The organism is Galbibacter sp. BG1 (assembly GCF_013391805.1).
Classification (GTDB): domain Bacteria; phylum Bacteroidota; class Bacteroidia; order Flavobacteriales; family Flavobacteriaceae; genus Galbibacter.
On sequence record NZ_CP058364.1, the window covers coordinates 1,629,089 to 1,652,765 of the forward strand.

Annotated in this window: 17 protein-coding genes; 14 read left to right on the plus strand and 3 right to left on the minus strand. The window is 37.2% G+C overall.

What is annotated here, in order from left to right; translation table 11 throughout:
• Positions 1–9: 9 nt before the first annotated feature.
• The 9 genes from HX109_RS07235 (at position 10) to HX109_RS07275 (ending at position 13,152) form a co-directional block, all read left to right on the plus strand.
• Positions 10–2,232 carry a patatin-like phospholipase family protein gene (locus HX109_RS07235; RefSeq protein ID WP_255462823.1) on the plus strand — a complete coding sequence of 741 codons (2,223 nt, stop codon included), beginning with the start codon at positions 10–12 and terminating at the stop codon, positions 2,230–2,232.
• Positions 2,233–2,295: 63 nt separating this feature from the next.
• Positions 2,296–3,456: a homogentisate 1,2-dioxygenase gene (locus HX109_RS07240; RefSeq protein ID WP_178950646.1), complete on the plus strand. Its 1,161-nt coding sequence runs from the start codon at positions 2,296–2,298 to the stop codon at positions 3,454–3,456.
• A gap of 66 nt (positions 3,457–3,522) precedes the next feature.
• A complete protein-coding gene (gene hppD, locus HX109_RS07245) occupies positions 3,523–4,662 on the plus strand; it encodes a 4-hydroxyphenylpyruvate dioxygenase (protein ID WP_178950648.1) in 1,140 nt (379 codons plus the stop codon).
• Positions 4,663–4,986: 324 nt separating this feature from the next.
• Entirely contained in the window at positions 4,987–5,775 is a 789-nt protein-coding gene (locus HX109_RS07250) for a DUF3108 domain-containing protein (RefSeq protein WP_178950650.1), read from the plus strand.
• A complete protein-coding gene (locus HX109_RS07255) occupies positions 5,775–6,737 on the plus strand; it encodes a tryptophan 2,3-dioxygenase family protein (RefSeq protein ID WP_178950652.1) in 963 nt (320 codons plus the stop codon). Before HX109_RS07250 ends, HX109_RS07255 begins: the two co-directional genes overlap by 1 nt.
• Positions 6,738–6,743: 6 nt before the next feature.
• Complete coding sequence (locus HX109_RS07260; RefSeq protein WP_178950654.1) at positions 6,744–8,069, plus strand: peptidoglycan DD-metalloendopeptidase family protein; 1,326 nt, start codon at positions 6,744–6,746, stop codon at positions 8,067–8,069.
• The gene (gene pgi / locus HX109_RS07265; protein WP_178950656.1) at positions 8,041–9,681 is read left to right on the plus strand and encodes a glucose-6-phosphate isomerase; all 1,641 of its coding nucleotides are present in this window, start codon (positions 8,041–8,043) and stop codon (positions 9,679–9,681) included. Before HX109_RS07260 ends, pgi begins: the two co-directional genes overlap by 29 nt.
• A gap of 165 nt (positions 9,682–9,846) precedes the next feature.
• Positions 9,847–12,591, plus strand: coding sequence for a TonB-dependent receptor (locus HX109_RS07270; protein WP_178950658.1), 2,745 nt, complete (start codon positions 9,847–9,849; stop codon positions 12,589–12,591).
• 126 nt (positions 12,592–12,717) lie between these two features.
• Complete coding sequence (locus HX109_RS07275) at positions 12,718–13,152, plus strand: hypothetical protein (RefSeq protein ID WP_178950660.1); 435 nt, start codon at positions 12,718–12,720, stop codon at positions 13,150–13,152.
• Positions 13,153–13,171: 19 nt separating this feature from the next.
• Here HX109_RS07275 and HX109_RS07280 read toward each other — a convergent pair whose 3' ends face one another.
• Positions 13,172–14,221, minus strand: a complete 1,050-nt coding sequence (locus HX109_RS07280; RefSeq protein WP_178950662.1) for an endonuclease/exonuclease/phosphatase family protein — start codon at positions 14,219–14,221, stop codon at positions 13,172–13,174.
• Between the two features lie 65 nt (positions 14,222–14,286).
• Between HX109_RS07280 and HX109_RS07285 the strand changes: the two genes are divergently transcribed.
• The 3 genes from HX109_RS07285 to HX109_RS07295 all read left to right on the plus strand — a co-directional run bounded on the left by HX109_RS07285 (position 14,287) and on the right by HX109_RS07295 (position 20,551).
• Positions 14,287–17,022: a carboxypeptidase-like regulatory domain-containing protein gene (locus HX109_RS07285; protein ID WP_178950664.1), complete on the plus strand. Its 2,736-nt coding sequence runs from the start codon at positions 14,287–14,289 to the stop codon at positions 17,020–17,022.
• A complete protein-coding gene (locus tag HX109_RS16230; RefSeq protein ID WP_220399482.1) occupies positions 17,023–19,698 on the plus strand; it encodes a DUF5689 domain-containing protein in 2,676 nt (891 codons plus the stop codon). It begins immediately after the preceding gene.
• A gap of 79 nt (positions 19,699–19,777) precedes the next feature.
• A complete protein-coding gene (locus HX109_RS07295) occupies positions 19,778–20,551 on the plus strand; it encodes an amidohydrolase (RefSeq protein WP_178950666.1) in 774 nt (257 codons plus the stop codon).
• Positions 20,552–20,676: 125 nt separating this feature from the next.
• Here HX109_RS07295 and HX109_RS07300 read toward each other — a convergent pair whose 3' ends face one another.
• Complete coding sequence (locus HX109_RS07300) at positions 20,677–22,284, minus strand: Ig-like domain-containing protein (RefSeq protein WP_178950667.1); 1,608 nt, start codon at positions 22,282–22,284, stop codon at positions 20,677–20,679.
• A gap of 196 nt (positions 22,285–22,480) precedes the next feature.
• Here HX109_RS07300 and HX109_RS07305 point away from each other — a divergent pair, with 196 nt between their 5' ends.
• Together HX109_RS07305 and HX109_RS07310 are read left to right on the plus strand one after the other, a co-directional pair.
• Positions 22,481–22,717: a hypothetical protein gene (locus HX109_RS07305; protein ID WP_178950669.1), complete on the plus strand. Its 237-nt coding sequence runs from the start codon at positions 22,481–22,483 to the stop codon at positions 22,715–22,717.
• Positions 22,718–22,753: 36 nt separating this feature from the next.
• A complete protein-coding gene (locus HX109_RS07310; protein ID WP_255462851.1) occupies positions 22,754–23,014 on the plus strand; it encodes a type II toxin-antitoxin system RelE/ParE family toxin in 261 nt (86 codons plus the stop codon).
• Here the strand turns inward: HX109_RS07310 and HX109_RS07315 are convergent, their stop codons facing one another.
• Positions 23,015–23,644, minus strand: coding sequence for a ComF family protein (locus HX109_RS07315; protein ID WP_178950671.1), 630 nt, complete (start codon positions 23,642–23,644; stop codon positions 23,015–23,017).
• Positions 23,645–23,677: the final 33 nt, after the last annotated feature.

The window sequence follows — 23,677 nt, forward strand, 5'->3', positions numbered from 1 at the left end:
CAAAAAAAAGTGAGAATTAAATTTTTATTCATAGTACTTTTTACAGCAGCTTTCTCTTTTGCGCAAGAAGATAAAAGTCAAGACCCCAAAGTAGGTTTGGTTTTAAGTGGTGGTGGAGCCAAAGGGTTGGCACACATTGGTGCGCTCAAAGCGATAGAAGAATCTGGGGTGCGCATAGATTATATTGGTGGAACCAGTATGGGAGCCATTATTGGAGCATTGTACGCCGCTGGATATTCTGCAAAGCAATTGGATTCTATCTTTAGGGAAACCAATTTCGACGTTTTGTTACAGGATAAAATTCCGCGTTCTGCCATGTCTTTCTACGAAAAAAGCAGTTACGAAAAGTACGCGCTAACTTTACCGTTCGATAAATTTAAAGTTTCATTTCCTACGTCGCTATCCAAGGGCCAAAACCTCTATAACCAGCTTTCCCGTTTGTTGTTTAATGTGAATGGGGTAGAAAATTTTAACGATCTTCCCATTCCTTTTTTCTGTATGGCTACCGATGTGGAAACGGGAGAACAAGTAATTTTAGATAAAGGTTATCTTCCAAGGGCGCTTTCTGCGAGTGCCGCCATTCCTTCCTTTTTTGAACCGGTTCCCTATGAAGATAAACTTTTGGTAGATGGAGGAGTACAAAATAATTATCCTGTAGATGAGGTTCTAGACTTAGGGGCCGATATAATCATTGGTGTGGATGTTCAAGACCCTTTACTGAAGCGGGATAAACTAAAATCGGCTACCGACGTGCTCGTACAGATAAATTATTACAATACGGTAAACGATATGGAAGAGAAGCTGAAAAAGACAGATGTTTATATCAAACCGAATATTGAGCCCTTTAATATTTTATCATTTGGGGAAGGGGAGAAAATTATTGAAAGCGGTTATGAAGCGGGAGAATTAAAGATAAGTTCTTTGGATAGTGTTGCGAAGCTTCAAAAAAAGCCACCGATTAAACAATATCCAGGGGAAGCTGTAGATACCTTTTTAATAGACCGTCTTTCTTTTGAAGGTAACGACAAGTTCACAAGAGCATACCTCAAAGGGAAATTGCGCTATACAACTGAAGAATATATCAATTTTGATAAGATCGATCAAGGGATGAGCAATCTCTCGGCAACCAATAACTTTAATAGTGTACGCTATGAGATTCGCCCAAATAAAGAGGGGTATAAACTGTCGGTTCCTATAATAGAAAGGAATACTGATATGTTTCTAAAACTAGGGGTTCATTACGACGGCTTGTATAAAACCGCAGGACTGGTAAATATTACCAAGAAACATTTGTTCTTTGACGACGATGTGGTGTATTTCGATTTTATAGTTGGAGATTTTATCAGGTATAATTTTGAATATTATTTGGACAAAGGTTTTTATTGGAGCTTCGGTTTCAAATCCCGTTATAATTCTTTTGCTAAGGATGTGGAATTCGATTTTGTGCAGGGAACGGTTCAGGAAGAATTGCCGGATGTAAATAAACTTGATATCGAAATATCAGATTTTACCAATCAGCTATATGCGCAAACGGTTTGGAAAGAAGAGTTTACTTTTGGGCTCGGTTTAGAGCATAAATATTTGAAGATTGAAACAGAAACCATTACAGATAGCGACGGAAAAGAGGTGGTATTGGAAAACGATAACTATTTTAGTACTTACGGGTATTTAAAGTTTGATACGCTGGATGACAAATACTTTCCTTCCAAGGGAATGTTTTTCGACGGCGATTTCCATTTATATCTATTTTCCAGTGGTTTTGAAGAAAAATCAGATAATTTTTCAATCGCTAAGGCCAAAATGGGCTTTGCAGTACCTATTGCCAAAAACTTTTCGATGGATTTCTTTACGGAAGGCGGATTTAAAATTGAAAATACCAATGTACAGGCTTTCGATTTTGTGCTTGGCGGTTTTGGAAACGATTTTATAAATAATATTACTCCTTTTTTAGGGTACGATTATTTAAGCTTTGGTGGGGATAGCTTTGTAAAGGCAACATTTAATGCCGATTGGGAATTTGTTAAACAGAACCATTTTAATATATCTGCCAACATTGCCAATGCGGGAGATGATATTTTCGAAAAAGGGGAGTGGTTTACTTTGCCCGATTATACAGGATATTCTGTAGGCTATGGCTACGAATCTATAATCGGTCCGCTTCAAGCAAAATTTTCTTATTCCCCAGAAACAGGCGATAATTGGCTGTATGTAAGTGTTGGGTTTTGGTTTTAAGAATTCCTTAGCGGAAATCTCCATAAATTATTACGATATTTGTAGTATTCAAACGTTTTCGCTATGCCTTTTTATCATAAACTTGGAAAAATACCACATAAAAGACACACCATCTTTAAAAAACCAGATGGAAGCTTGTATTACGAGCAACTATTTGGAACCATAGGTTTCGATGGCATGTCTTCCAATCTCTACCACGTGCATAGGCCTACACAGGTTAAAGAGATAAAATCGCAGGTAAATGTAGCTCCAGAGATTGCAGTTCCCAATAATATTCAGTCGTATCGTTTTCACGGATTTAAAATTAAACCTGAAGCTGATTTTCTAAAGAGCAGAAAGTCTATTTTAACAAATTCAGATTGTACTATACAATTGGCGGCTCCCAAAAAATCCACTTCAGAATATTTTTATAAAAATTCTGATGCCGATGAAATGATTTTTATTCATCAAGGAAATGGGAAGTTACGCACTCACCTTGGAAATATAGATTTTAAGTATGGGGATTATTTAATTATCCCTAGAGGTGTTATCTACAAAATAGATTTTGAAACAGAAGACAATAGGTTGTTTGTAGTAGAATCGCGAAGGCCTATTTATACACCTAAAAAATATAGGAATTGGTTTGGTCAACTTTTAGAGCATTCTCCATTTTGTGAGCGTGATATTAGGCGCCCGAATGAATTGGAAACTCTTGACGAAAAAGGAGAGTTTTTAATGAAAATTAAAAAACAGGATGAGATTTTCGATATGGTCTATGCCACGCATCCTTTTGATGTGGTTGGCTACGATGGCTTCAATTATCCTTATGCTTTGAGCATTCACGATTTTGAACCTATAACAGGTAGAATTCATCAACCACCACCTGTGCACCAAACTTTCGAAACAGATGCTTTTGTAGTCTGTAGTTTTGTGCCTAGGCTATACGATTACCATCCCGAGAGTATTCCTGCACCGTATAACCACAGCAATATAGATTCCGATGAGGTTTTGTATTATGTGGACGGTGATTTTATGAGTCGGAATGACATTGAAAAAGGCCATATTTCCTTGCATCCTGCAGGAATTCCCCATGGGCCACATCCTGGGGCTGTGGAACGCAGTATTGGAAAGAAGCAAACGGAGGAATTGGCGGTAATGGTAGATACCTTTAAACCACTAAAATTAACAAAAGAGGCAATGGATATTGCCGACGACACCTACTACCAATCTTGGTTGGAGCATTAAAGATTGGTGTCGAAACCTTCTAAAATATTGAAAATAATTATTTGAAATTATCTAATTTAAAAAAATATGTCACAAGATACCACATCATTAAAACTTGAAAAGGAAGTAGCGGCCGCAGAAGATTTTTTGCCATTACTGGGAACAGATTATGTAGAGCTTTATGTGGGAAACGCAAAGCAAGCGGCACATTATTATCAGGCAGCTTGGGGCTTTCAACCATTGGCCTACGCTGGTTTGGAAACAGGTCGTAAAGACAGTGTTTCGTATGTTCTTCAGCAAGATAAAATAAGAATTGTGCTTACTTCACCCTTAAAACAAGGAGGGGAAATTAATAGGCATATAGAAAAACATGGAGATGGAGTAAAAGTGGTGGCGCTTTGGGTAGATGACGCAACTAAAAGCTACCAAGAAACTACCAAAAGGGGTGCGCAAAGCTATATGGAGCCTAAAACAATAGAAGACGATCTCGGGAAAGTAGTTCTTTCTGGAATTCATACCTATGGGGAAACGGTGCACGTTTTTGTAGAACGCTCTAATTATAATGGGGCATTTATGCCAGGTTTTAAGGCTTGGAATCCAACGTATAAACCGGCGCCGGTTGGTTTAAAATACATAGACCACATGGTAGGGAATGTAGGTTGGAATGAAATGAGAAAATGGTGCGAATTTTACGCCAAGGTAATGGGGTTTGCCCAATTGGTATCTTTTGATGATAAGGATATTTCTACGGAATATACTGCGTTAATGAGCAAGGTGATGAGTAATGGGAATGGAAGAATAAAGTTCCCAATAAACGAACCTGCTGAAGGAAAGAAAAAATCGCAGATAGAAGAATATATAGAGTTTTATAATGGAGCAGGCGTACAACACATTGCGTTAGCTACCGATAATATTATAGAAACCGTAAAGCAGTTAAAAAACAGGGGTGTAGAATTTCTTCACGTGCCAGATACCTATTACGATACAGTTTTAGATAGGGTTGGGGAGATCGATGAATCTTTGGAACCTTTAAAAGAACTAGGGATTCTTATCGATAGGGACGACGAAGGGTACCTATTGCAACTATTTACAAAGCCCATTTTAGATAGGCCTACCATGTTTATCGAGATTATTCAAAGAAAAGGAGCCAAATCTTTTGGAAAAGGAAACTTTAAGGCGCTGTTTGAGGCTATAGAGCGAGAGCAGGAAATGAGAGGTACGTTATAAAAAAGGCGTTTTTTTGTTAAATTATCAATTACAGCTAAAACATTTTATCATCTAAGTGTTAAAAAAGTTAAACTTATTTATTATGCTTGCATAACATCTGTATTGTATTAACTTTGCGCTCGCAATAGGGGTGGTGCCCTATGCAGACTTTAAGTAAAGTTTTCATAATTTAAAGTTTTGGTTGGTTAATGAAAAAAGCTCGACTTCGGTCGAGCTTTTTGCTTTTGGTCATGTTTGGTACTTTTGGAATAATAATTGTTAATTGTAATTACAAAGAATCGTAATGTAATTGAATTTATTATTTTTACATCAATAACTTGAAGTATGAAGAAGATTATCTTAGCCCTGACCATATTTTGGTTATCAGCATTTGTTAACCAAAGTGAAGAAATTAAATCCGATTCCTTTCAAGCTGGAGAGTGGTTTAAATTCCGTATTCACTATGGTATTTTTAACGCCAGTTATGCCACCCTCGAAGTAAAAAACGATTATGTACAGGGGCGAGAAGTCTATCATGTTATAGGAAGAGGACAAACCACTGGGTTGGCAAGCCTGTTTTTTAAGGTAGACGACAACTACGAGAGTTACTTTGATAAAGAAACCGGTCAGCCTTATAAATTTATCAGGCAGATAGATGAAGGTGGCCATACCAAAGATCTAGAAATCAACTTCGACTACGACGCTAAGAAAGCCATCTTAGAAGATCACAAACACGATACCGAGCAAAGTTTTGAAATCAATAAAGGCGTTCAAGACCTAATTTCTGCATTTTACTATATGAGAAATCGTGTAGACAGGCACCAATTGTCTAAAGGGCAAGAATTTGTTTCAGACATTCTTTTTGATGATGATGGCCTCTTTAAGTTTAAGCTTAAATATTTAGGAAAGGAAACCTTAAATACTAAGTTTGGTAAGATTAAATGTTTGAAATTTAGACCGTACGTGCAATCGGGACGTATTTTCGAAGAGGAGGAAAGTTTAACGCTTTGGGTTTCTGATGATGATAATAAAATGCCTATCCGAATTAAGGCAGATATCTTGGTGGGATCGATAAAAGCAGATTTGGAAGCTTTTAAAGGGCTTAAAAATCAGTTTAAAATAATAATGGATTGATGGATATAAAGCCGGAAATTGAAGCGCAAATTGCAAAGCTTGAAGAGAAATACAAAAATTCGGGTCAAGATCTTAGCTCTTATTTAGACGGACTCCTTTACGAAAAATACTTAACGTATTGGGATTACATTCATCTTGATACGCTTTTGAGCTTGCAAATACCGCGAACGCATTTTCCAGATGAAGAAATCTTCATCATGTACCATCAAATTACAGAACTGTATTTTAAACTCATTATCCATGAGCAAAAGCAGTTGATTGATGACAAGGTTCAGAAATTGGACTTCTTAATTACCAAAATTGAGCGCATCAATAATTATTATAAAATTTTGATCAATTCATTTAATGTAATGATTAATGGAATGGATCGATCGCAGTTTTTAAAGTACCGCATGGCCTTGCTTCCTGCAAGCGGATTTCAATCGGCACAGTTTAGGATGATAGAGATTTATTCTACTCCCATATACAATTTACTTCCGGCAAATGTAAAGCAAGAATTAGATGAAAACGCCCCGCTTGAAGAGCTTTACGAAAATATTTATTGGAAAAAAGGTGCGGTAGATACTAAAACCAATGAAAAAACGCTTACCTTAAAGCAGTTTGAGTACAGGTATACGCCAAGATTCATGAGAATAGCAAATGAGGTAAAAGGTGTTACTATTTACGAAAAATTCTTAAATTTGCCCGACGAAGTAAAAAATAACCCGTTGCTAATCAACGCGATGAAAGAGCTAGATGTAAATGCAAACGTTAATTGGAACTTAATGCATATGGGTGCCGCCTATAAACATTTGAGCAAAGACAAGCAAACGATTGATGCTACGGGAGGAACAAATTGGAAAGATTATTTGCCACCAAGTTTTCAGAAAATAATATTTTTTCCTGAGATTTGGAGCGAAACAGAGAAAGCCGACTGGGGAAAGCAGTGGGTGGAGCATATGTTTAACCCTCAAACAAATTAATTTTAAATGCCAAAGAATGTATTCGCACTTGTATGTTTAGCCTTATTGGCTTTCGTAGCGTGCAAAGAAGAGAAGAGAGAGAAGGTAGAAGAGGCCAATGTGGTAAAAGCGGCGGACCTAAAACCTATTGAAGTAAAGGAATTTGGATACAATTTAAACCAATATTACGTAGTAAGGGATACGGTAAAGGCTGGAGACAGTTTTGGTGAAATACTACAACGAAATAATCTAGACTACCCACAAATATACAATATTGTAGAAGGCGCTAAAGATTCTTTTAATATAGCTAGTCTACAAGTAGGGAAACCTTATACCCTTTTATGTACTAAGGGAGATTCACTTCAAGTACCAAAATGTTTTATTTACCAGCCGAACAGCATCGACTACGTAGTGGTCGATTTTGCTGATTCCACTTTGGTTAAAAAAGGGAAGAAAGAAGTGAAATTAGTAGAACGGGAGGCAACAGGAATCATTAATGGTTCTCTATACCAAACCTTGCAAGAACAAGGCTTGAGCCCAATTGTAGCTTATAAAATGTCTGATGTGTATGCATGGACCATCGACTTCTTCAGAATTCAAAAAGGAGATCGCTTCAAGGTTATTTTTACTGAAAAGTATATCGATGATTCTATTTACGCTGGTGTCGATAAAATTAAGGCAGCATATTTTGAACATAAAGGTGAACCTATTTATTCGTTCCGTTTCGAAACCGATTCTACCAAACATATTGTAGATTATTTTGATGAAAATGCAAAGAATTTAAGAAGGGCATTTTTAAAGGCTCCAGTGCAGTTTAGTAGAATATCTTCCCGTTACAATTTAAAACGAAGAATTGCCTACTACGGAAATAAGATTAGACCTCATAAAGGAACAGATTTTGCCGCGCCCGTAGGGACACCCATTCTGTCTACTGCAAATGGTACGGTAGTAGAGTCTGCTAGAAGAGGGGGAAATGGTAACTATGTAAAAGTTAAACACAACGGTACTTATAGCACACAATACCTCCATATGAGCAAGCGTAAAGTGAATGTTGGTCAATATGTAAAACAAGGCGATGTCATCGGTTGGGTAGGTATGACCGGGAATACAAGCGGGCCTCACGTATGCTACCGTTTTTGGAAAAATGGAAGACAGGTAGATCCTTTTAAGCAAGATTTGCCAAAGGCAGAACCCATTGGGGATTCCCTTAAAGTAAAATACCTTGCGCATATTGAGCCTATAAAAGCAAGATTGGATTCCTTAGTTTTTCCTAGTGAAGAAACTACCAATGAAGAAGAATTTTTAACAGAACTAAATCAGAAGAATGCCATTAGCAGCAATAAATCCAACTAAATTAGAAGCTTGGAAAAAGCTACAAGAACACTACAATACATTTCAGGATACTACAATAAAAAGTTTATTTGCACAAGACTCCCAAAGAGCAAACAAATATACCATTCAATGGAATGATTTTTATTTGGATTATTCCAAAAATAGAATCGACGATACCACGCATAAGTTATTATTGCAATTAGCAGATGAGGTAAAACTTAAGGATGCTATCGAAAAGTATTTTTCGGGTGACCTTATTAACGAAACAGAGAATAGAGCTGTATTACATACGGCATTGAGGGCTAAGGAAAGGGAGAAAATATTTGTTGATGGGGAAAATGTGGTACCTGAAGTTTATGAGGTAAAAGAAAAGATAAAAAACTTTACTGAAAGTATTATTTCTGGAACTAAAAAAGGACATACAGGAAAGGCATTTACCGATGTGGTAAATATAGGTATTGGTGGCTCAGACCTTGGTCCGGCGATGGTAACGGAAGCACTTCAATATTATCAAAACCATCTCAACGTTCATTTTGTAAGTAATGTAGATGGAGACCACGTGCATGAGGTCATTAAAAAGTTGGATCCAGAGACAACCCTTTTTGTAATTGTTTCCAAAACCTTTACAACCCAAGAAACCTTAAGCAACGCTACTACCATTAAAAATTGGTTTTTAAAGTCGGCTTCACAAAAAGATGTTGCGGCGCATTTTGTGGCAGTTTCCACAAATTTGGAAAAAATAGCAGAATTTGGGATCGACTCCGAAAATGTTTTCCCAATGAAAGATTGGGTTGGAGGCCGTTTTTCTCTTTGGAGTGCTGTGGGGTTATCTATAGCCTTGGCCGTTGGTTACGACAACTTCGATAAGTTATTGGCCGGGGCAAATGCTATGGACGAACATTTTAAGGAAACACCATTCGAAAAAAATATCCCTGTTATTTTGGCACTATTGAGTGTATGGTACAATAACTTTTATGGAGCAGAAAGCGAAGCGTTAATTCCGTATTCGCAATACCTTCATAGATTATCCGCATACTTACAGCAAGGCACTATGGAAAGTAACGGGAAAAGTGTGGACAGAAATGGCGAAAAAGTAACCTACCAAACAGGAACAATTATTTGGGGAGAACCTGGTACCAATTCACAACATGCTTTCTTTCAACTAATCCATCAAGGAACTAAATTAATCCCAGCGGATTTTATTGGCTTTACGGAATCTTTACATGGAGATAAAGACCATCACGATAAATTAATGGCCAATTATTTTGCGCAAACGGAAGCTTTGCTGAACGGTAAAACAGAAGCTGAAGTAAGGGCAGAATTGGAAGAAAAAAATCTTTCAGAAGAAGAAATAGAGAAACTATTGCCTTTTAAACTTTTTGAAGGTAATAAACCTACAAACTCATTATTGATTCACAAATTAACCCCACAGGCTTTGGGAGAGTTGATAGCGATGTACGAGCATAAAATTTTTGTACAAGGGGTGATTTGGAATATTTTTAGTTTCGATCAATGGGGGGTAGAATTAGGAAAACAATTGGCTTCTACCATATTGAAAGATATAAATTCTGAAAAAGTTAGTAATCACGACAATTCCACGTTAAATCTTTTAGAATTTTATAAAAGGAGTTAACAATATTTTAAAATTCAATAAAACGTAGCCGTGTAATCTTCACAATATTACATTGTTACGTTTTTTGTTTATTTTTGTCTTAGTGTTAAATTATTTAACAATGCCTTAATCAAAGAGTCTTATTTATCTAAGACTTTTGCAGGGTTAAATTAAATCAAACAAAAAATGAAGACAATTCAAAATTGGATTTTAACAGCAGTAATTGCATTGATTACTACAACAGCCTTCTCACAAGGAACAATTACAGGGTCTGTTGTAGATGGAAGCCTTCAGGAACCATTACCTGGAGCAAACGTAATGGTTAAGGGTTCTACTTCTGGAACTTCAACCGATTTCGATGGAAATTTTACTTTAAACGTTACTCAAAACACAGGAACTGTTGTGGTTTCTTACATTGGTTTTGTAGCTCAGGAAGTAAAGTATACCATTGCAAATGGAACCGCAAACTTGGGCACAATTAGCTTACAGGCAAACGCCGAAGAATTAGAAGGAGTTGTGGTTACAGGAGTTGTGGATATTGCAAAAGATAGAAAAACGCCAGTGGCGGTTTCTACCATTAAAGCAAACGAAATTCAGGAAAAGCTTGGTTCTCAGGAATTTCCCGAGGTATTAAACACCACACCATCTATTTACGCTACCAAAACCGGGGGAGGTTTTGGTGATGCAAGAATAAATATTCGTGGATTTGACACTCAAAATTCAGCCGTAATGATTAACGGAGTTCCAGTAAACGACATGGAGAACGGACAGGTGTACTGGAGTAACTGGGCTGGATTGAGCGATGTAGCCTCGGCTATTCAAGTGCAAAGAGGTCTAGGTTCTTCCAAATTGGCTATCTCTTCCGTAGGAGGAACAATAAATGTGCTAACCAAGAGCTCTTTACGTAAAGAAGGAGGATTCATTGGCAGTACTGTTGGAAATGATAATTATTTAAAAACAATTGGTGCTTATTCCACAGGATTAATGGATAATGGTTGGTCTGCTTCTGCACTTTTTAGTCGCACAGCAGGGGCCATGTATGTAGATGGAAGTGATTTTGAAGGGTACAATTACTTTTTTGCATTGGGATATCAGCCGGCAGATAATCATCAGTTGGAATTTACCGTAACAGGAGCGCCGCAATGGCACCACCAAAGATCTTTTGCTCCTTCCATAAGCGACTACATTCAATATGGTAATGGAACAGATCCAGATAGAAGGTACAATAGTGATTGGGGATATAAAAATGGAGAAGAATATAACTTCAGAAGAAATTTCTATCATAAACCTATTTTAAGTCTTAATTGGTCATGGGATATAAATTCATCTATGAAACTTGAAACGTCTACCTATGCTTCCTTTGGTAGAGGGGGAGGAACTGGTGAAATTGGAGAGATAAATGGCCAACGTCAATTTCAATTGCCTAGATCAAGTGATGGACTTGTTAGGGTAGACGATATTGTTAATTACAATAGTGGTGGACTGGTACCAGACTTTAGTCCTCAACCAAGAGAAAGAATAGACGGGTTGTTTTTAAACAATAGCGATTTAAATCCTAATGAAAATAACACCAATGGAATTACTCGTAGAGCTTCCATAAATTCTCATAACTGGTATGGGATACTCGCTAATTTAAGCACAGAGCTCAATGATAAACTAACGTTGGATTTCGGTATCGATCTTAGAAACTACAAAGGTTTCCATTATCGTAGGGTAAATGACCTTTTAGGGGGTGACGCTTACCAGCAAACGGATGATCGCAACAATCCCGTTAACGATCCATCTCAATCAAACATCTTTTTTGAAACATATGACGCCAATCAACCATGGTGGGTTTTTGGAAATATAGATGATGAGGAAAAAATAGACTATTACAATGTAGGTTACGTAAATTGGTTAGGTGTTTTTGGTCAATTGGAATATGAATTCACTGAAAATGTTACTGGATTTATCCAGGGAGCACTATCCAATCAAGGGTTTTCTAGAGAAGAATTTTTTAATGAAGTACCGCCTGCGAAAACAGATTATGAAAATATTTGGGGTGGAAATATAAAAGGAGGAGTTAACTGGAATATTGACGCTCATAATAATGTGTTTGTTAACGGAGGATATTACTCAAAACAACCTTTATTTGACGCAGTTTTTATTAACTTTTCAAATACTGTAAATCCAAATCTTACTAATGAAAAAGTTACAGGTATAGAATTGGGTTACGGCTATAGGAGTTCATTATTTAGAGCAAACGTAAACCTTTATAGAACGAGTTGGGCAGATCGTTTCGAATCTGTTTCTGCAACGTTTAACGCTGGTGAGCCAAATGAAATTAGAGGAACTGCGAATCTGCTAGGTATTACACAAGTTCACATGGGAGTAGAATTCGATGGGAGATTGCAATTAGATCGTTTAGGAATTAACGGAATGTTTTCTCTTGGGAATTGGGAGTATAAAGACGACGTACAAGCCACTTATTTTGACAATGATCAAAATCCAATTATTATCAACGGTCAACCAGCTGAGGAAAATTTACCACTGGATGGCGTGAAAGTAGGTGATGCTGCTCAACTAACAGCTTTTTTAGGAGCCGATTATCAACTTTTTGATGCGCTTACTATTGATGCCGGTTATCGTTTTGCCGATAATCTATATGCAGATTTTGATGCCACTGATATAGATGACCAAGGAGCCCTTAAATTACCTTCATTTGGTTTACTCGATGCAGGTTTTACGGTAAACCTTCCAGTACTAAAAGAATATAGACTTAATTTTAGGGTAAATGTAAATAACGTTCTAGATGAAACTTACATTGCAGAGTCTGATACCAACATCTTTGCACAACCCGGAGACGATACCTATAATGGAATATCGACAGCTAATAGAGTCTTCTTCGGTTTTGGTAGAACCTGGAATGCAAGTCTCCGATTTAATTTCTAATTAAATTAAATACAACAATATTAATCCCGATATGGTAAAACATCATCGGGATTTTTTTATGCCTTTTCTAAAGTTTTATCAAGGTTTAATTCTTATTTTTGAAAAACTAACAAAATATTCAAACTCATGTATTCTACGGTTAATGCGTTACACTCCTACTGGGCTTATTTTACACTTTTAGTATTGGCGATTGCTTTTTTAAATGCCATGGTTGGGTTTTTTAAAAACAAGGATTTTAGCATGGCTAAAGATCTTCGTATAAGTTTGTTTGCCCTTATTTTTACACATATTCAATTGGTTATTGGCTTGGTTCTTTACTTTGTGTCCCCACGTTTTAAAGCATGGCAAACGGGGAATGTTATGGGAAATAGTTTACTCCGTTTAATCCTTGTGGAGCACCCCTTTATTAATATTATTGCTATTGCTTTAATTACCATAGGCTGGAGTAAGCACAAGAAAGAAACTACCTCTAAAAGAAAATTTGGTAAAATTGCCTTGTTTTATGGCTTAGGGCTTTTCCTTATTTTACTAAGAATTCCATACATGTTGTGGTTCGATTAAAATAGTATAGAAAGACTTTTTAGTCTCTATTAGAAACTTCTTTTACCAAATACATATAAACCGGAAAGTGGTCTGAATATCCTGCGGTGTAAGCACCCGATGCATAGCTTCGAAAGGGATATCCTTTGTACCTTCCGGTTTTAGTTTTCAAATAGGGTGCATTGTAGACTCCTGCTTTCCAAAAACGGAAAAAACTCTGTGGTTGGATTAGGTTTTCTGTTATATATATCTGGTCGAATAGACTCCATTTATCGCGATAGGCAAGCGAACCAATCCCCTTTTTAAATAATTTTTCCATAGGGTTGTAAAGGTCATTTTCCATTAGTTCATTTCTTGAACCTTTCGTGCGGAGAATTTTTTTAAAAGAATCGTCAGTGGGATTGTCATTAAAATCTCCCATACTTATAATTTTTATATCCGGGTTTTTCCACCTTAGAGAATCTATTATTTTTTTATTGAGTCGCGCAGCCGCCTCCCTTAGCGGTTTGCTTCTTTGTTCACCACCACTTCTCGAGGGCCAATGGTTTACTACAAAGCAGAAAAGTTCTCCATCTATATAGCCATCTACAACCAGTTGATCCCTGGTTTTATCTAAAAAACCCTCCTCGTTATAAATTATTAGTTTTCTAAATGCAGTATGGTTCGGGATAAATTTATCCTTTTTATAAAGGAAAGCTACGTCAATGCCTCTTTCATCTGGAGAATCTCGGTGTACAATTCCGTAATTACTGTTTTGTAAGGCAGGGGTAGCAATCAAGTCTTTTAAAACTTCCAAGTTTTCTATTTCAGCTATTCCTATAATATCTGGAGGGCTCTTGGCAACCTCCAATGTAACATTTTCAAGAGTTTTGGAAATCTTCTGCAGCTTATCGCTATATCGGTCTCGGCTCCATTGATACTTTCCTTCAGGGGTGCGTTCATCATCAAAGGTAAGCGTATCATTTTTTGTGTCATATAAATTCTCTACGTTGTAAAAGACAACGGAAATAACAGAATATTCCTGTTGTTGGCTTATTAAAATATTGATATTCAGACTTAAAAAAAGAAGTAAAAGAGGTTTTGACGCCATTTTATTTTCTATTTATATTAGTAAATATACTTTTTTAATTTATATTTAACACTTTAAAATAGAGAATGAGTTCTAAATATCTATTATTGTTTGTTCTAATTTTTGAATTTTCATCTGCTCAAACTGAAAATTTAAAAGGTGTTCTCTATGATGCCCGAACAAAAACGCCCATTGCGAATGCTTCGATTCAAATTGAAAAGACTTTTCAGCAAACCAGATCTTTAGACGACGGGAGTTTTAACCTTCAAGGGGTGGTTAGTGGTAATAATTTAATGGTAATTACCAAAGAGGGCTACCAACCAAAAAAGTTGCCTTTTTCCAAGAAATATGGTCAGACTATAGATTTTAAAACTATTTATTTGGAACCAGATGTTAAAGAACTTCAGCATGAAAATACGGTAACCCTTACCGAAAATGATTTTATAGACGATGTGGATGCCGATTTTTCCAGTGGGATGCTCCAGGCCACTCGGGATTTATTTTTAACACGGTCGGCTTTCGATTTTAGTCAATCTTTCTTTAAGGTTAAGGGTTACGATTCTAAGTACGGGGATTTAATGATTAACGGATTGCCCATGAATAGAATGTTTAATGGCAGGCCGCAATGGAATAACTGGGGCGGACTAAACGATGTTTTCAGAAATCAAGAATATTTCGACGGACTCGAAGCAAATCCCTATACTTTTGGTGGGATTCTGGGAACTACAAATATAAGTAGTAATCCTGCAGGAATGCGCCCAGGGTTGCGGTTGTCGTCTTCTTTTTCCAATAGAACCTATGCTGGAAGGCTTATGGCTACCTATAATTCGGGATTGTCTACGAGCGGCTTCTCATATAGTTTATCTGCTTCCCGCCGCTGGGCGGAAGAAGGTTATGTGGATGGAACGGTCTACGATGCTTATTCCGTTTTTGCATCTTTAGGATATCAAATAAACAAAAAGCACAATTTATTTGTCACGGCATTTTATACACCAAACCGCCGAGGTAAATCTGCACCCATAACCGAGGAGGTTTTTGAGTTGGTGGGAAGAAAATACAATTCATATTGGGGGGAGCAGAACGATGCAATTCGTAATTCCAGAATTCGTAAGATTGAAGAACCCATTGCAATGTTCAACTACGATTTTTCTGGAGATGAATTCTTTTTGAAAGTAGGTGCTGCCTATCAATTTGGTACGTTTGCAAGCAGTAGACTGGGGTATTACGACGCTCCGAGTCCGAATCCGGATTACTACCGCTATTTGCCCAGTTTTTATATCAATAATTCCCTAGGGGCCAATTTCGAGAATGCCAATTTAGCTGAAGAAGGGTTTAAAAATGATCCTCAGTTACAATGGACATCCTTGTATCAAGCAAATTCTTCCGAAGTAAAAAATGGGAAAAGTTCTTATGTGCTTTACGACGATACTACCGATGAAAACCAGTTTATTTTAAACTTTTCCAGCAGTTATGCACTTAATCCATACTTTAAACTGGATGCTGGTGCCCGTGCGAAATTATCAAGTTCAGAAAATTATGGGCTGCTAATAGATCTGTTAGGAAGCGATTTTCATGAAGATTTAGATCCTTTTTCCAATACTAGAAACGATGCGAGTGGAGATTTGAATAAGGTTGTAAATGATAGAATGGGGTATAATTATGAAATGACTTCCAGTTGGTATGAAGGATTTTTCCAAGCGAATTTAGAATTGGAAAAGCTTAGTTTTTTTAGTGCGGTACAGATTTCGCAAACCAAATATCAAAGAAATGGACTCTTTTTAAATGAGCGTTTTCCACTTACTTCTAAAGGAAAAAGTGAGCAACTTTCTTTTACCAATTATGGGCTAAAATCTGGGTTTACTTACAAATTTAACAACCGTCATGTGGTAAGTGCCATGGCAACCTATCTTACAGATGCTCCCACGCTTCAGAATTCTTTTGTAAATGCGCGGGAAAATAACAAGGTTGTAGATAGCTTGGAGTCTACCACGATTTATTCGGGAACCCTAACTTACCATCTAAGGCTCCCCAAAATTACGGCAAAGCTCACGGGTTATTATACAAAATTTGAGGACGATACCGATATTAACTATTTCTATGTGGATGCCGGTGTCGGGAGTGATTTTGTGCAAGAGGTGGTTACTGATATTTCCAAAAGACACCTAGGGGGCGAGCTTGGTTTCACCTACCAAGCAACTTCAGAAATTAAACTCACCGCGGTCGCTGCATACGGAGATTTTCGCTATATCGACAACGCCAACGTTACCATTAATTTTGATACGGTGGGAGCCGAAGACGAACTTATAAACTTAATTGGAGAATTGGATTTAGGAAAAGCTGCTATAAAAGACTATAGACTTGCCACAGGTCCGCAAAAAGCGTATTCTGTAGGGGTGGAATACCGAAGTAGAAAGTATTGGTGGATAGGGATGACAGCCAATTACATGGACGATAATTATGTGGATATTTCTGCCATAAAAAGAACTGAAAGTTTTTTGCAGAACCCTGATGGAGGTTCGTTCCCCAATGCTACAGATGAAGAAGTGGATAAACTGTTGCGACAGGAAAAATTAACCCCGGTATATCTCTTGAACTTAACAGCAGGAAAATCTTGGCTTATTAAGAAAAAATATGTGAGTCTATTCGGGAGCTTTAACAACCTTTTTGATGTTACTTACCGAACGGGAGGGTTTGAACAGAGCAGAAATGCAAATTTCGGTCAAGCTTATAACGACGATTTAAGGGGTGCACCGTTGTTCGGGAATAAATACTGGTACGGTTACGGGAGGACATTTTTCTTAAACCTTGCTGTAAATTTTTAGATGAAAAAGCTAAAGTACATATCGGTTTTTATGATTGCTTTTATAGGGCTGGCTATTGGCTGTGTAGAAAATGATGATTATAAAACTCCTAAAGATATATGTGTTGAAAATAGTATTCAGTCAAATGTCACTTTTCAAGATATTAAAGCACTGTATCAAGGGGAATTAATGCAAATACAAGAAGATTTAATAATTGAAGGATACGTTGTATCTGCAGATGAGGATAATAATTTTTACGGGCGTCTTGTCATTCAAAATACAGAAGAAAATCCTACCGATGGGTTTGAGTTGAATCTCGATTTAAGGGATCTTTACCTTTTCTATCCAATTGGTCAAAAAGTATTGGTGAAAGTGAAAGGGCTCTATCTGGATGACGATAACGGAGTTTTTAAATTGGGCGGTGTTTTCGCAGCTTTTGGGAATACTTCCGTAGGACGGCTTCCCGCGACCAAAATCAACGAACATCTATTTATCTCGTGCGAAAGTCCGCAAGCGGTACGCCCTAAATTATATAACCTTTCGCAATTGGATAGCACGGCGGTAAATACTTTGGTGAGCATAAGCGATGTTGAAATAAGTCCTGAAGACCTCTGCAAAACCTTTGCGGAACCCGAAGAAACTACACTACGAACGTTAAACGATTGCGAAACCAATGTTTTATTAATGGAAACCAGTGGATATGCCGATTTTCAATCGGTGGTAATGCCATTGGGGAATGGAACAGTTACCGGTATTCTCACCAAAAATAAAAGTGAGTATATTATTACCATACGAAACTTGGAAGATGTAGCTCTTAACAATCCCCGGTGCGGAGAGATTGAATATTATTGTGATGCCCCAGAGATTAATACTTCCATAAAAGCCATTAAAAATTTATATGACGATACGCCCATAGCGATTACTGAAAAAATGGTGTTCGCTGGAATCGTAACGGCTGATGATGCCTCGGGTAATTTTTATAAGGAAATTTATGTTCAGGATGAGACAGCAGGCATTAAGATTTTGATTGATGAAACCAAACTCTTCGAAAAAGGGTTTAAGATCGGGGAACAATTTGCCATAGCGGTAAGTGGAATGACCTTGGGAGATGTCGATGGGGAATTGGTGTTGGGCACTATCTCTAAAGAAGGGGATCTCACAGGCATCAAAGAAGAGCAATTTTACCGCTTTTTCTATGCGGAAGAAAGCACATTGGAAACAACGCCGAGTGTTGTTTCCATAAATAACTTAAAGGGAGAGGATGTTGGTCAACTCATACAGCTAGACGACGTTCAATTTGTTGAAGAAGGTAGTTATGTGGTAAATAACAAAGATACCGAAGCAATTTTAACCAATTGTTTTGCTGAAGAAATACCCATGATAACCTCACGGAGATTTAAAGAAGGCGAAAATACTTTACCAACATTCAATGGTAGTATCATCGGGATTTTACAATACAATGATGGATTTTATATTCGTATTAGAACAACAACTGATGTTGAGGGCATGGAAGCAGAGCGTTGTAATGTTCTGGAAAACGCCTCGCTGGTTTCTATTGATGAATTACAGCAATACGCGGCAAGTCTAGAAACGATAGAAGATAATATTAAAATTAAGGGTATCGTAACCTCCGATGCCACTACAGGAAATATTTCAGCGAATACATTAATTCTTCAGGAGGAAAGCACGGGAGCGGAAATTAGATTGACTGCTCCACATAACATCCCGCTTCATAGCTCAATAGAAATAGCGTTGAGAGGAGCTGTATTGGAGTATGATGAACTTGGGATGGTTATTAGTAATATTCCAAACAGTCAAGTGCTTGCTGTGGAAGAAGGTGCCGTTGTAGAACCTATATCGATAAGTTTAAATGAAGTTTCATCGTATAATTACAATAATATATTGGTTCAAGTTAACAATTTTCAATTCGAAGACCTAACACAAGTGTATGCCGAAAACAATGTGTTGACCAATTGCGAAATTTCTTTTACTATTTCATTATTTCCCGAAAGTAGTTTTATAGGAACAAACGTCAAATCTGGAAGCGGGAATGTGGTTTTTATTCCTTTAAGGGATCGGTTGTATGTGCGAAATGAAGCTGATTTTAAGTTGGATAAACCTTATGAAGATTGTTCACTGCAGTATACCAGCGAGTTTGTGTTTATTTCAGAAATAGCAGACCCCGATAATACTTCGACCGCTAGTAATTTGAGGTTTATTGAATTGTATAATGCTTCCAGCGAGGAGGTAGATTTAAATGGTTGGCAGTTGCGTCGATACACCAATGATAATACAGAGTTTACCGAACGAAGTGTAATAGATCTTTCAGGCAACCGAATTTCCTCAGGAAGTACTTTCCTAATTGCCGCCGATTCCCTCGCGTTTGAGTCGGTTTACGGCTTCAAACCAGATTTGGAAGGGGGAACAGGAGGTGCAGCCGATTCTAATGGGGACGATAACATAGAATTGCTGGATGGCAATGGTGTGGTAGTAGATGTTTTTGGAGTTCCTGGGGAAGACGGATCTGGAACCAATCACGAATTTGAAGATGGGAGAGCGGTGCGTAATACTTCCGTGATAAGAAATAACAGTGTGTACACTTTTTCAGAATGGACTATTTATAACGATACCGGAGCGGCCGGAACAACCAATTTACCACAGCAAGCACCCCAGGATTTTAGTGCTGGGATTAGGTGAGATTAAAGGATTGTAGCAAATAACGCATAGTTTCCAAAACACCTTCGATTAATTATCAGATAGTTTTTATCTTTACCATATGCCAGATTCACTAAAAATAGCAGCGATACAGACCTCATTGGTTTGGGAAAACCCCAGTGCAAACAGAGAGTTGCTTCAGGAGAAAATTCAAATGGTTGAAAATGTCGATTTAATTGTGCTTCCAGAGATGTTTACTAGCGGTTTTACCATGAATGCAGAAACGGTTGCGGAAGATAATGATGGGAAGACTTTGGCATGGTTAACACAATTGGCTTCAGAAAAAAACATGGCAATTACGGGAAGCATTGCTTTTAAGGAGAATTCTAATTTTTACAACCGAATGTTTTTTGTAACCCCATCGGGAGAAGTATTTAAGTACGATAAACGGCATACCTTTACATTGGCTGGGGAGGACAAAGTATATACCGCTGGAAAGGAAAAAGTAATTGTAAAATATAATGGTTGGCATTTGTGTTTACAGGTGTGTTACGATCTGCGGTTTCCGGTTTTCGCAAGGAATGTGGAAGATTACGATGCAATGATTTATGTAGCCAATTGGCCCAATAAACGTGTCAATGCTTGGGATGTATTATTGCAAGCCCGTGCGATTGAAAATATGTGCTATGTGGTAGGCGTAAACCGAATTGGTTTGGATGGAAATAACTTTGAATATAGTGGGCATTCGGCCGTGTACGATCCTTTAGGGGAATCATTGGTTTACAGTGAGAACGAGGAATTACTATACGCCACATTAGAAAAATCGACCATCGAAAAATACAGAAGCGGACTCAAATTCTTGGATGATCGCGATAGGTTTAGATTGTTGGATTGAGGGTGTTGAGTTATTGAGGTATTGAGGGCAGGAAAGTGGTTGCCTTCAAAATATCAGTAATTTTACCAAACTAGGATCTTTAAATCTTAAACCAGAAAGAATTAACTTCCCGGATCCATCTTAAACTACTGCAGAATAAACGTCTGTTCGATTTCCCAGTTCGCACGTAATTCCACCGGGTCTGGGTAATAACTAATACGTTCGGGCTGAATTTTTTTGAGGTAATTCCCAGTATCCCATTTTCCGTTGCCATTGCTATCGTGAATAACCCTAATCAAGTAGGTAGCGGGATCTATATTCCTAAATTCGTAAGCGTACTTTTTTTCTTTGATGAACATTTCCTGTTTTACCTCTCCATTATTATCCGTAAGCTGCAAAATTATCGGGTATTGCTCTACGTTTTTAAGGTTGACGCGCATGCTCCCTAAATCCGCCAAGCTTTTAGTAGACGTATTATAGGTTAATGTATCGTTTACATCATTGTAAAAATCGGTTATCGCTCCGGGCAGTAACTTAACTTGGTATTTTTGATCTGGTTCTGTATCCCACTTCACACTTAAAATATTATCGGTTTTGTTTAAGTTGCTTGTAAAATCTAAAAAAGCAGAATCTTTATTCATTACAGATATCAATTCTTTATTGAGGGTTTCCATTGGAGTGGAAGCATGAAGCTTTAAAGAATCGTTTAAACTAAATTTCTTATTTACTTGGGCAACTACCAGCGTATCGGCATACAATTCTTTTACACGAACGGTAAAGGTATCTATGGTTTGTTCTTTCCCAACCTTAAAAACCAAAGAGTCGGCTTCAAAGGGAGTAAAGAAATAATTAAGGGTATCGGTTTTCATGTCTTTAAAAACCCGATAATCGTAATCAGCTGGCCTTTCAGATAACAATTCTATCTCCATGCCTTCTGGATTTCCTTCAAACCCAAAATAGATTTTATTTTTGGCAATTAATGAAGGTCTGTCGGGTTTAAATGCAGGAACTTCTTTGAACAAACTTATACCATAGATGGAATCTGTCGGGATTTTTATAAAGTGGTCTATAAATCCAATTTTATCGGTCTTGGGGTCGAATTTATAATTATTGGCTTTGTCTTTTATGGCCACCATTCTGTACAGCCCTTCTTTTAAATAGGTGAGCCTAAAATTGGTAGAGCTGTCGAGGGTATTGGTTATGTAATTTGGTGGTTTTTGGTAGATGGTAGAGTCGGTATAAGCGGTATCCACCTCATATAGCATTACAGAAATAAAGGGGTCTGGTTTTTTTTGAACGGCATCCACCACAAACCCTTCCACCTCCAAAGAATCTAAATAGTCACCCGTGGAAAAAGCATAGGTAAAGAACGAATAGGGATTTTCTTCGGTATTGTCGACCACACTTTGCCCAAAATTAAAAACATAGGTGGTGTTTTCCTTTAAGGTATCCAATAATTCGATCTCCAAATATTTGCTGGCCCCTGATTGCGGAAAAATATAAGGTTGGTTTTTCAATGGGGGAGATACAATAAGCTGTTTTTGTAAATCCTTCAGTTTGATATATTCGTCGAAGGTAATTCTAATTTTATCTTCGCTAAAGTTTGTAGTGTTGTTTTCTGGATCGGAAGAGGTTATGTATGGCGGATCTACATCTTTAGGTCCTCCTTGAGGGGTGCCTCTTCTAGCACAACTAATTAAACAGATAATAATGCCAAAAAATAAACTATAACTTAAAAGGCTTTTAATGCTCATAATACCCAATTAAAGCTGCAAATTAACGATTATTTTTAGTAACGTTGAAAATAAGATGTCATTGTAAAGAATAAGATTTTTAAATAGCAGCGTATCTGTTATGCAGAAACTACCGAATTAAAAAATGACTAGATTATAGCCGTTTGAATTTATACTTAATTTGATAAATGCTTATATTAGTAAAAAAGATTGCTTTATGAAAACTATAGATATTAGAAAGAAACTTATTCAAGAAGTTAACCTTTCAAAAAATAGTAACCTTTTGGAAGAGCTTTATTATTTTTTAAATAAGGAAAATGAATTAGAAGAAGTATTTCAATTGAATGAAGCGCAAAAGACCGAAATAGAAGCTGCACGTCTTCAAATAAAAGAAGGACATTATTTATCCAATAAAAAGGCTAACAAGGATATTGAGAAATGGCTAAACGAATAATTTGGTCTTCCAACCGCTCAGTCTAAAAGAAAAGAAATATTAAGCTATTGGGCAGAAAGGAATAAATCTAAAGAATTCAGCAAAAAACTTAACAATCTTTTTCAAGAAGCCGTTCAATTAATTTCCTTATATCCTGATATAGGAAAACCAACCAGTAAACCCAATATTAGACTTAAAATTGTGAGGGACTATTACATCGTTTACGAATTTGAAAATGAGTTGATTTCTATTTTAACCATTTGGGATAGTAGACAAAACCCAGACAAGTTGCGTAAAGTTATAAACCCAGAAAAATAATTATGCGGTAATGGCAATGGTGGCAATGCTAATTTTTGTGCTTTCGTCCGCAGTAAAAGCCCTAGCACAGCTTTCGAGAGTGGCACCGGTAGTAATTACATCATCTACCAAAAGCACATGCTTGTTAGATAAGTCAAGTTTGGTGCGCACCACATACTTCGTTTTTTCTTGGGAGCTCCTAGACAATCGGTCTTTTAAAGTTTGGGTAGTGGTATAAGTGGTGTTGAAAAGGATTTCTTCGGAATAGGTAGCACCCAATTGTGTGGCAATCTCTTTCCCAAATTTGGCAACTTGATTGTAACCACGCTGCTTTTGCTTTTTAGGATGTAATGGAACTGGAATTACAAAATCTATATGCTGAAACCTTTTTGAAGCGGCAAGTTCCTGTCCCATCCATTTCCCGAAAAAAACGCCAACCTCTTCTCGATTTTTGTATTTTAAATGGTGAATAAGCTGCTGAACGATTCCTTTTTTGTAATATCGCAAAAAGGAAGCGCCATTTTCAATTTTTACCCTTCCAAACAAAATTTTTTCGGCTGGGTTGTCGTTTTCATTTATAAAATTTGTAATTGGTAATTCATGTCTGCATGAAACACAAAGGAAAGATGCATCATTTGGTATAATTTCCATACAGCCTAAACAAGTGGATGGAAAAAATAAATT

What these genes read in the sequence shown, in the direction of transcription:
- HX109_RS07315 (WP_178950671.1), bottom strand. Translation starts at nt 23,644, where the DNA reads ATGGAAATTATACCAAATGATGCATCTTTCCTTTGTGTTTCATGCAGA.
- HX109_RS07270 (WP_178950658.1), top strand. Translation starts at nt 9,847, where the DNA reads ATGAAGACAATTCAAAATTGGATTTTAACAGCAGTAATTGCATTGATT.
- HX109_RS07240 (WP_178950646.1), top strand. Translation starts at nt 2,296, where the DNA reads ATGCCTTTTTATCATAAACTTGGAAAAATACCACATAAAAGACACACC.
- HX109_RS07300 (WP_178950667.1), bottom strand. Translation starts at nt 22,284, where the DNA reads ATGAGCATTAAAAGCCTTTTAAGTTATAGTTTATTTTTTGGCATTATT.
- pgi (WP_178950656.1), top strand. Translation starts at nt 8,041, where the DNA reads ATGCCATTAGCAGCAATAAATCCAACTAAATTAGAAGCTTGGAAAAAG.
- HX109_RS07255 (WP_178950652.1), top strand. Translation starts at nt 5,775, where the DNA reads ATGGATATAAAGCCGGAAATTGAAGCGCAAATTGCAAAGCTTGAAGAG.
- HX109_RS07280 (WP_178950662.1), bottom strand. Translation starts at nt 14,221, where the DNA reads ATGGCGTCAAAACCTCTTTTACTTCTTTTTTTAAGTCTGAATATCAAT.
- HX109_RS07275 (WP_178950660.1), top strand. Translation starts at nt 12,718, where the DNA reads ATGTATTCTACGGTTAATGCGTTACACTCCTACTGGGCTTATTTTACA.
- HX109_RS16230 (WP_220399482.1), top strand. Translation starts at nt 17,023, where the DNA reads ATGAAAAAGCTAAAGTACATATCGGTTTTTATGATTGCTTTTATAGGG.
- hppD (WP_178950648.1), top strand. Translation starts at nt 3,523, where the DNA reads ATGTCACAAGATACCACATCATTAAAACTTGAAAAGGAAGTAGCGGCC.
- HX109_RS07260 (WP_178950654.1), top strand. Translation starts at nt 6,744, where the DNA reads ATGCCAAAGAATGTATTCGCACTTGTATGTTTAGCCTTATTGGCTTTC.
- HX109_RS07305 (WP_178950669.1), top strand. Translation starts at nt 22,481, where the DNA reads ATGAAAACTATAGATATTAGAAAGAAACTTATTCAAGAAGTTAACCTT.
- HX109_RS07250 (WP_178950650.1), top strand. Translation starts at nt 4,987, where the DNA reads ATGAAGAAGATTATCTTAGCCCTGACCATATTTTGGTTATCAGCATTT.
- HX109_RS07285 (WP_178950664.1), top strand. Translation starts at nt 14,287, where the DNA reads ATGAGTTCTAAATATCTATTATTGTTTGTTCTAATTTTTGAATTTTCA.
- HX109_RS07295 (WP_178950666.1), top strand. Translation starts at nt 19,778, where the DNA reads ATGCCAGATTCACTAAAAATAGCAGCGATACAGACCTCATTGGTTTGG.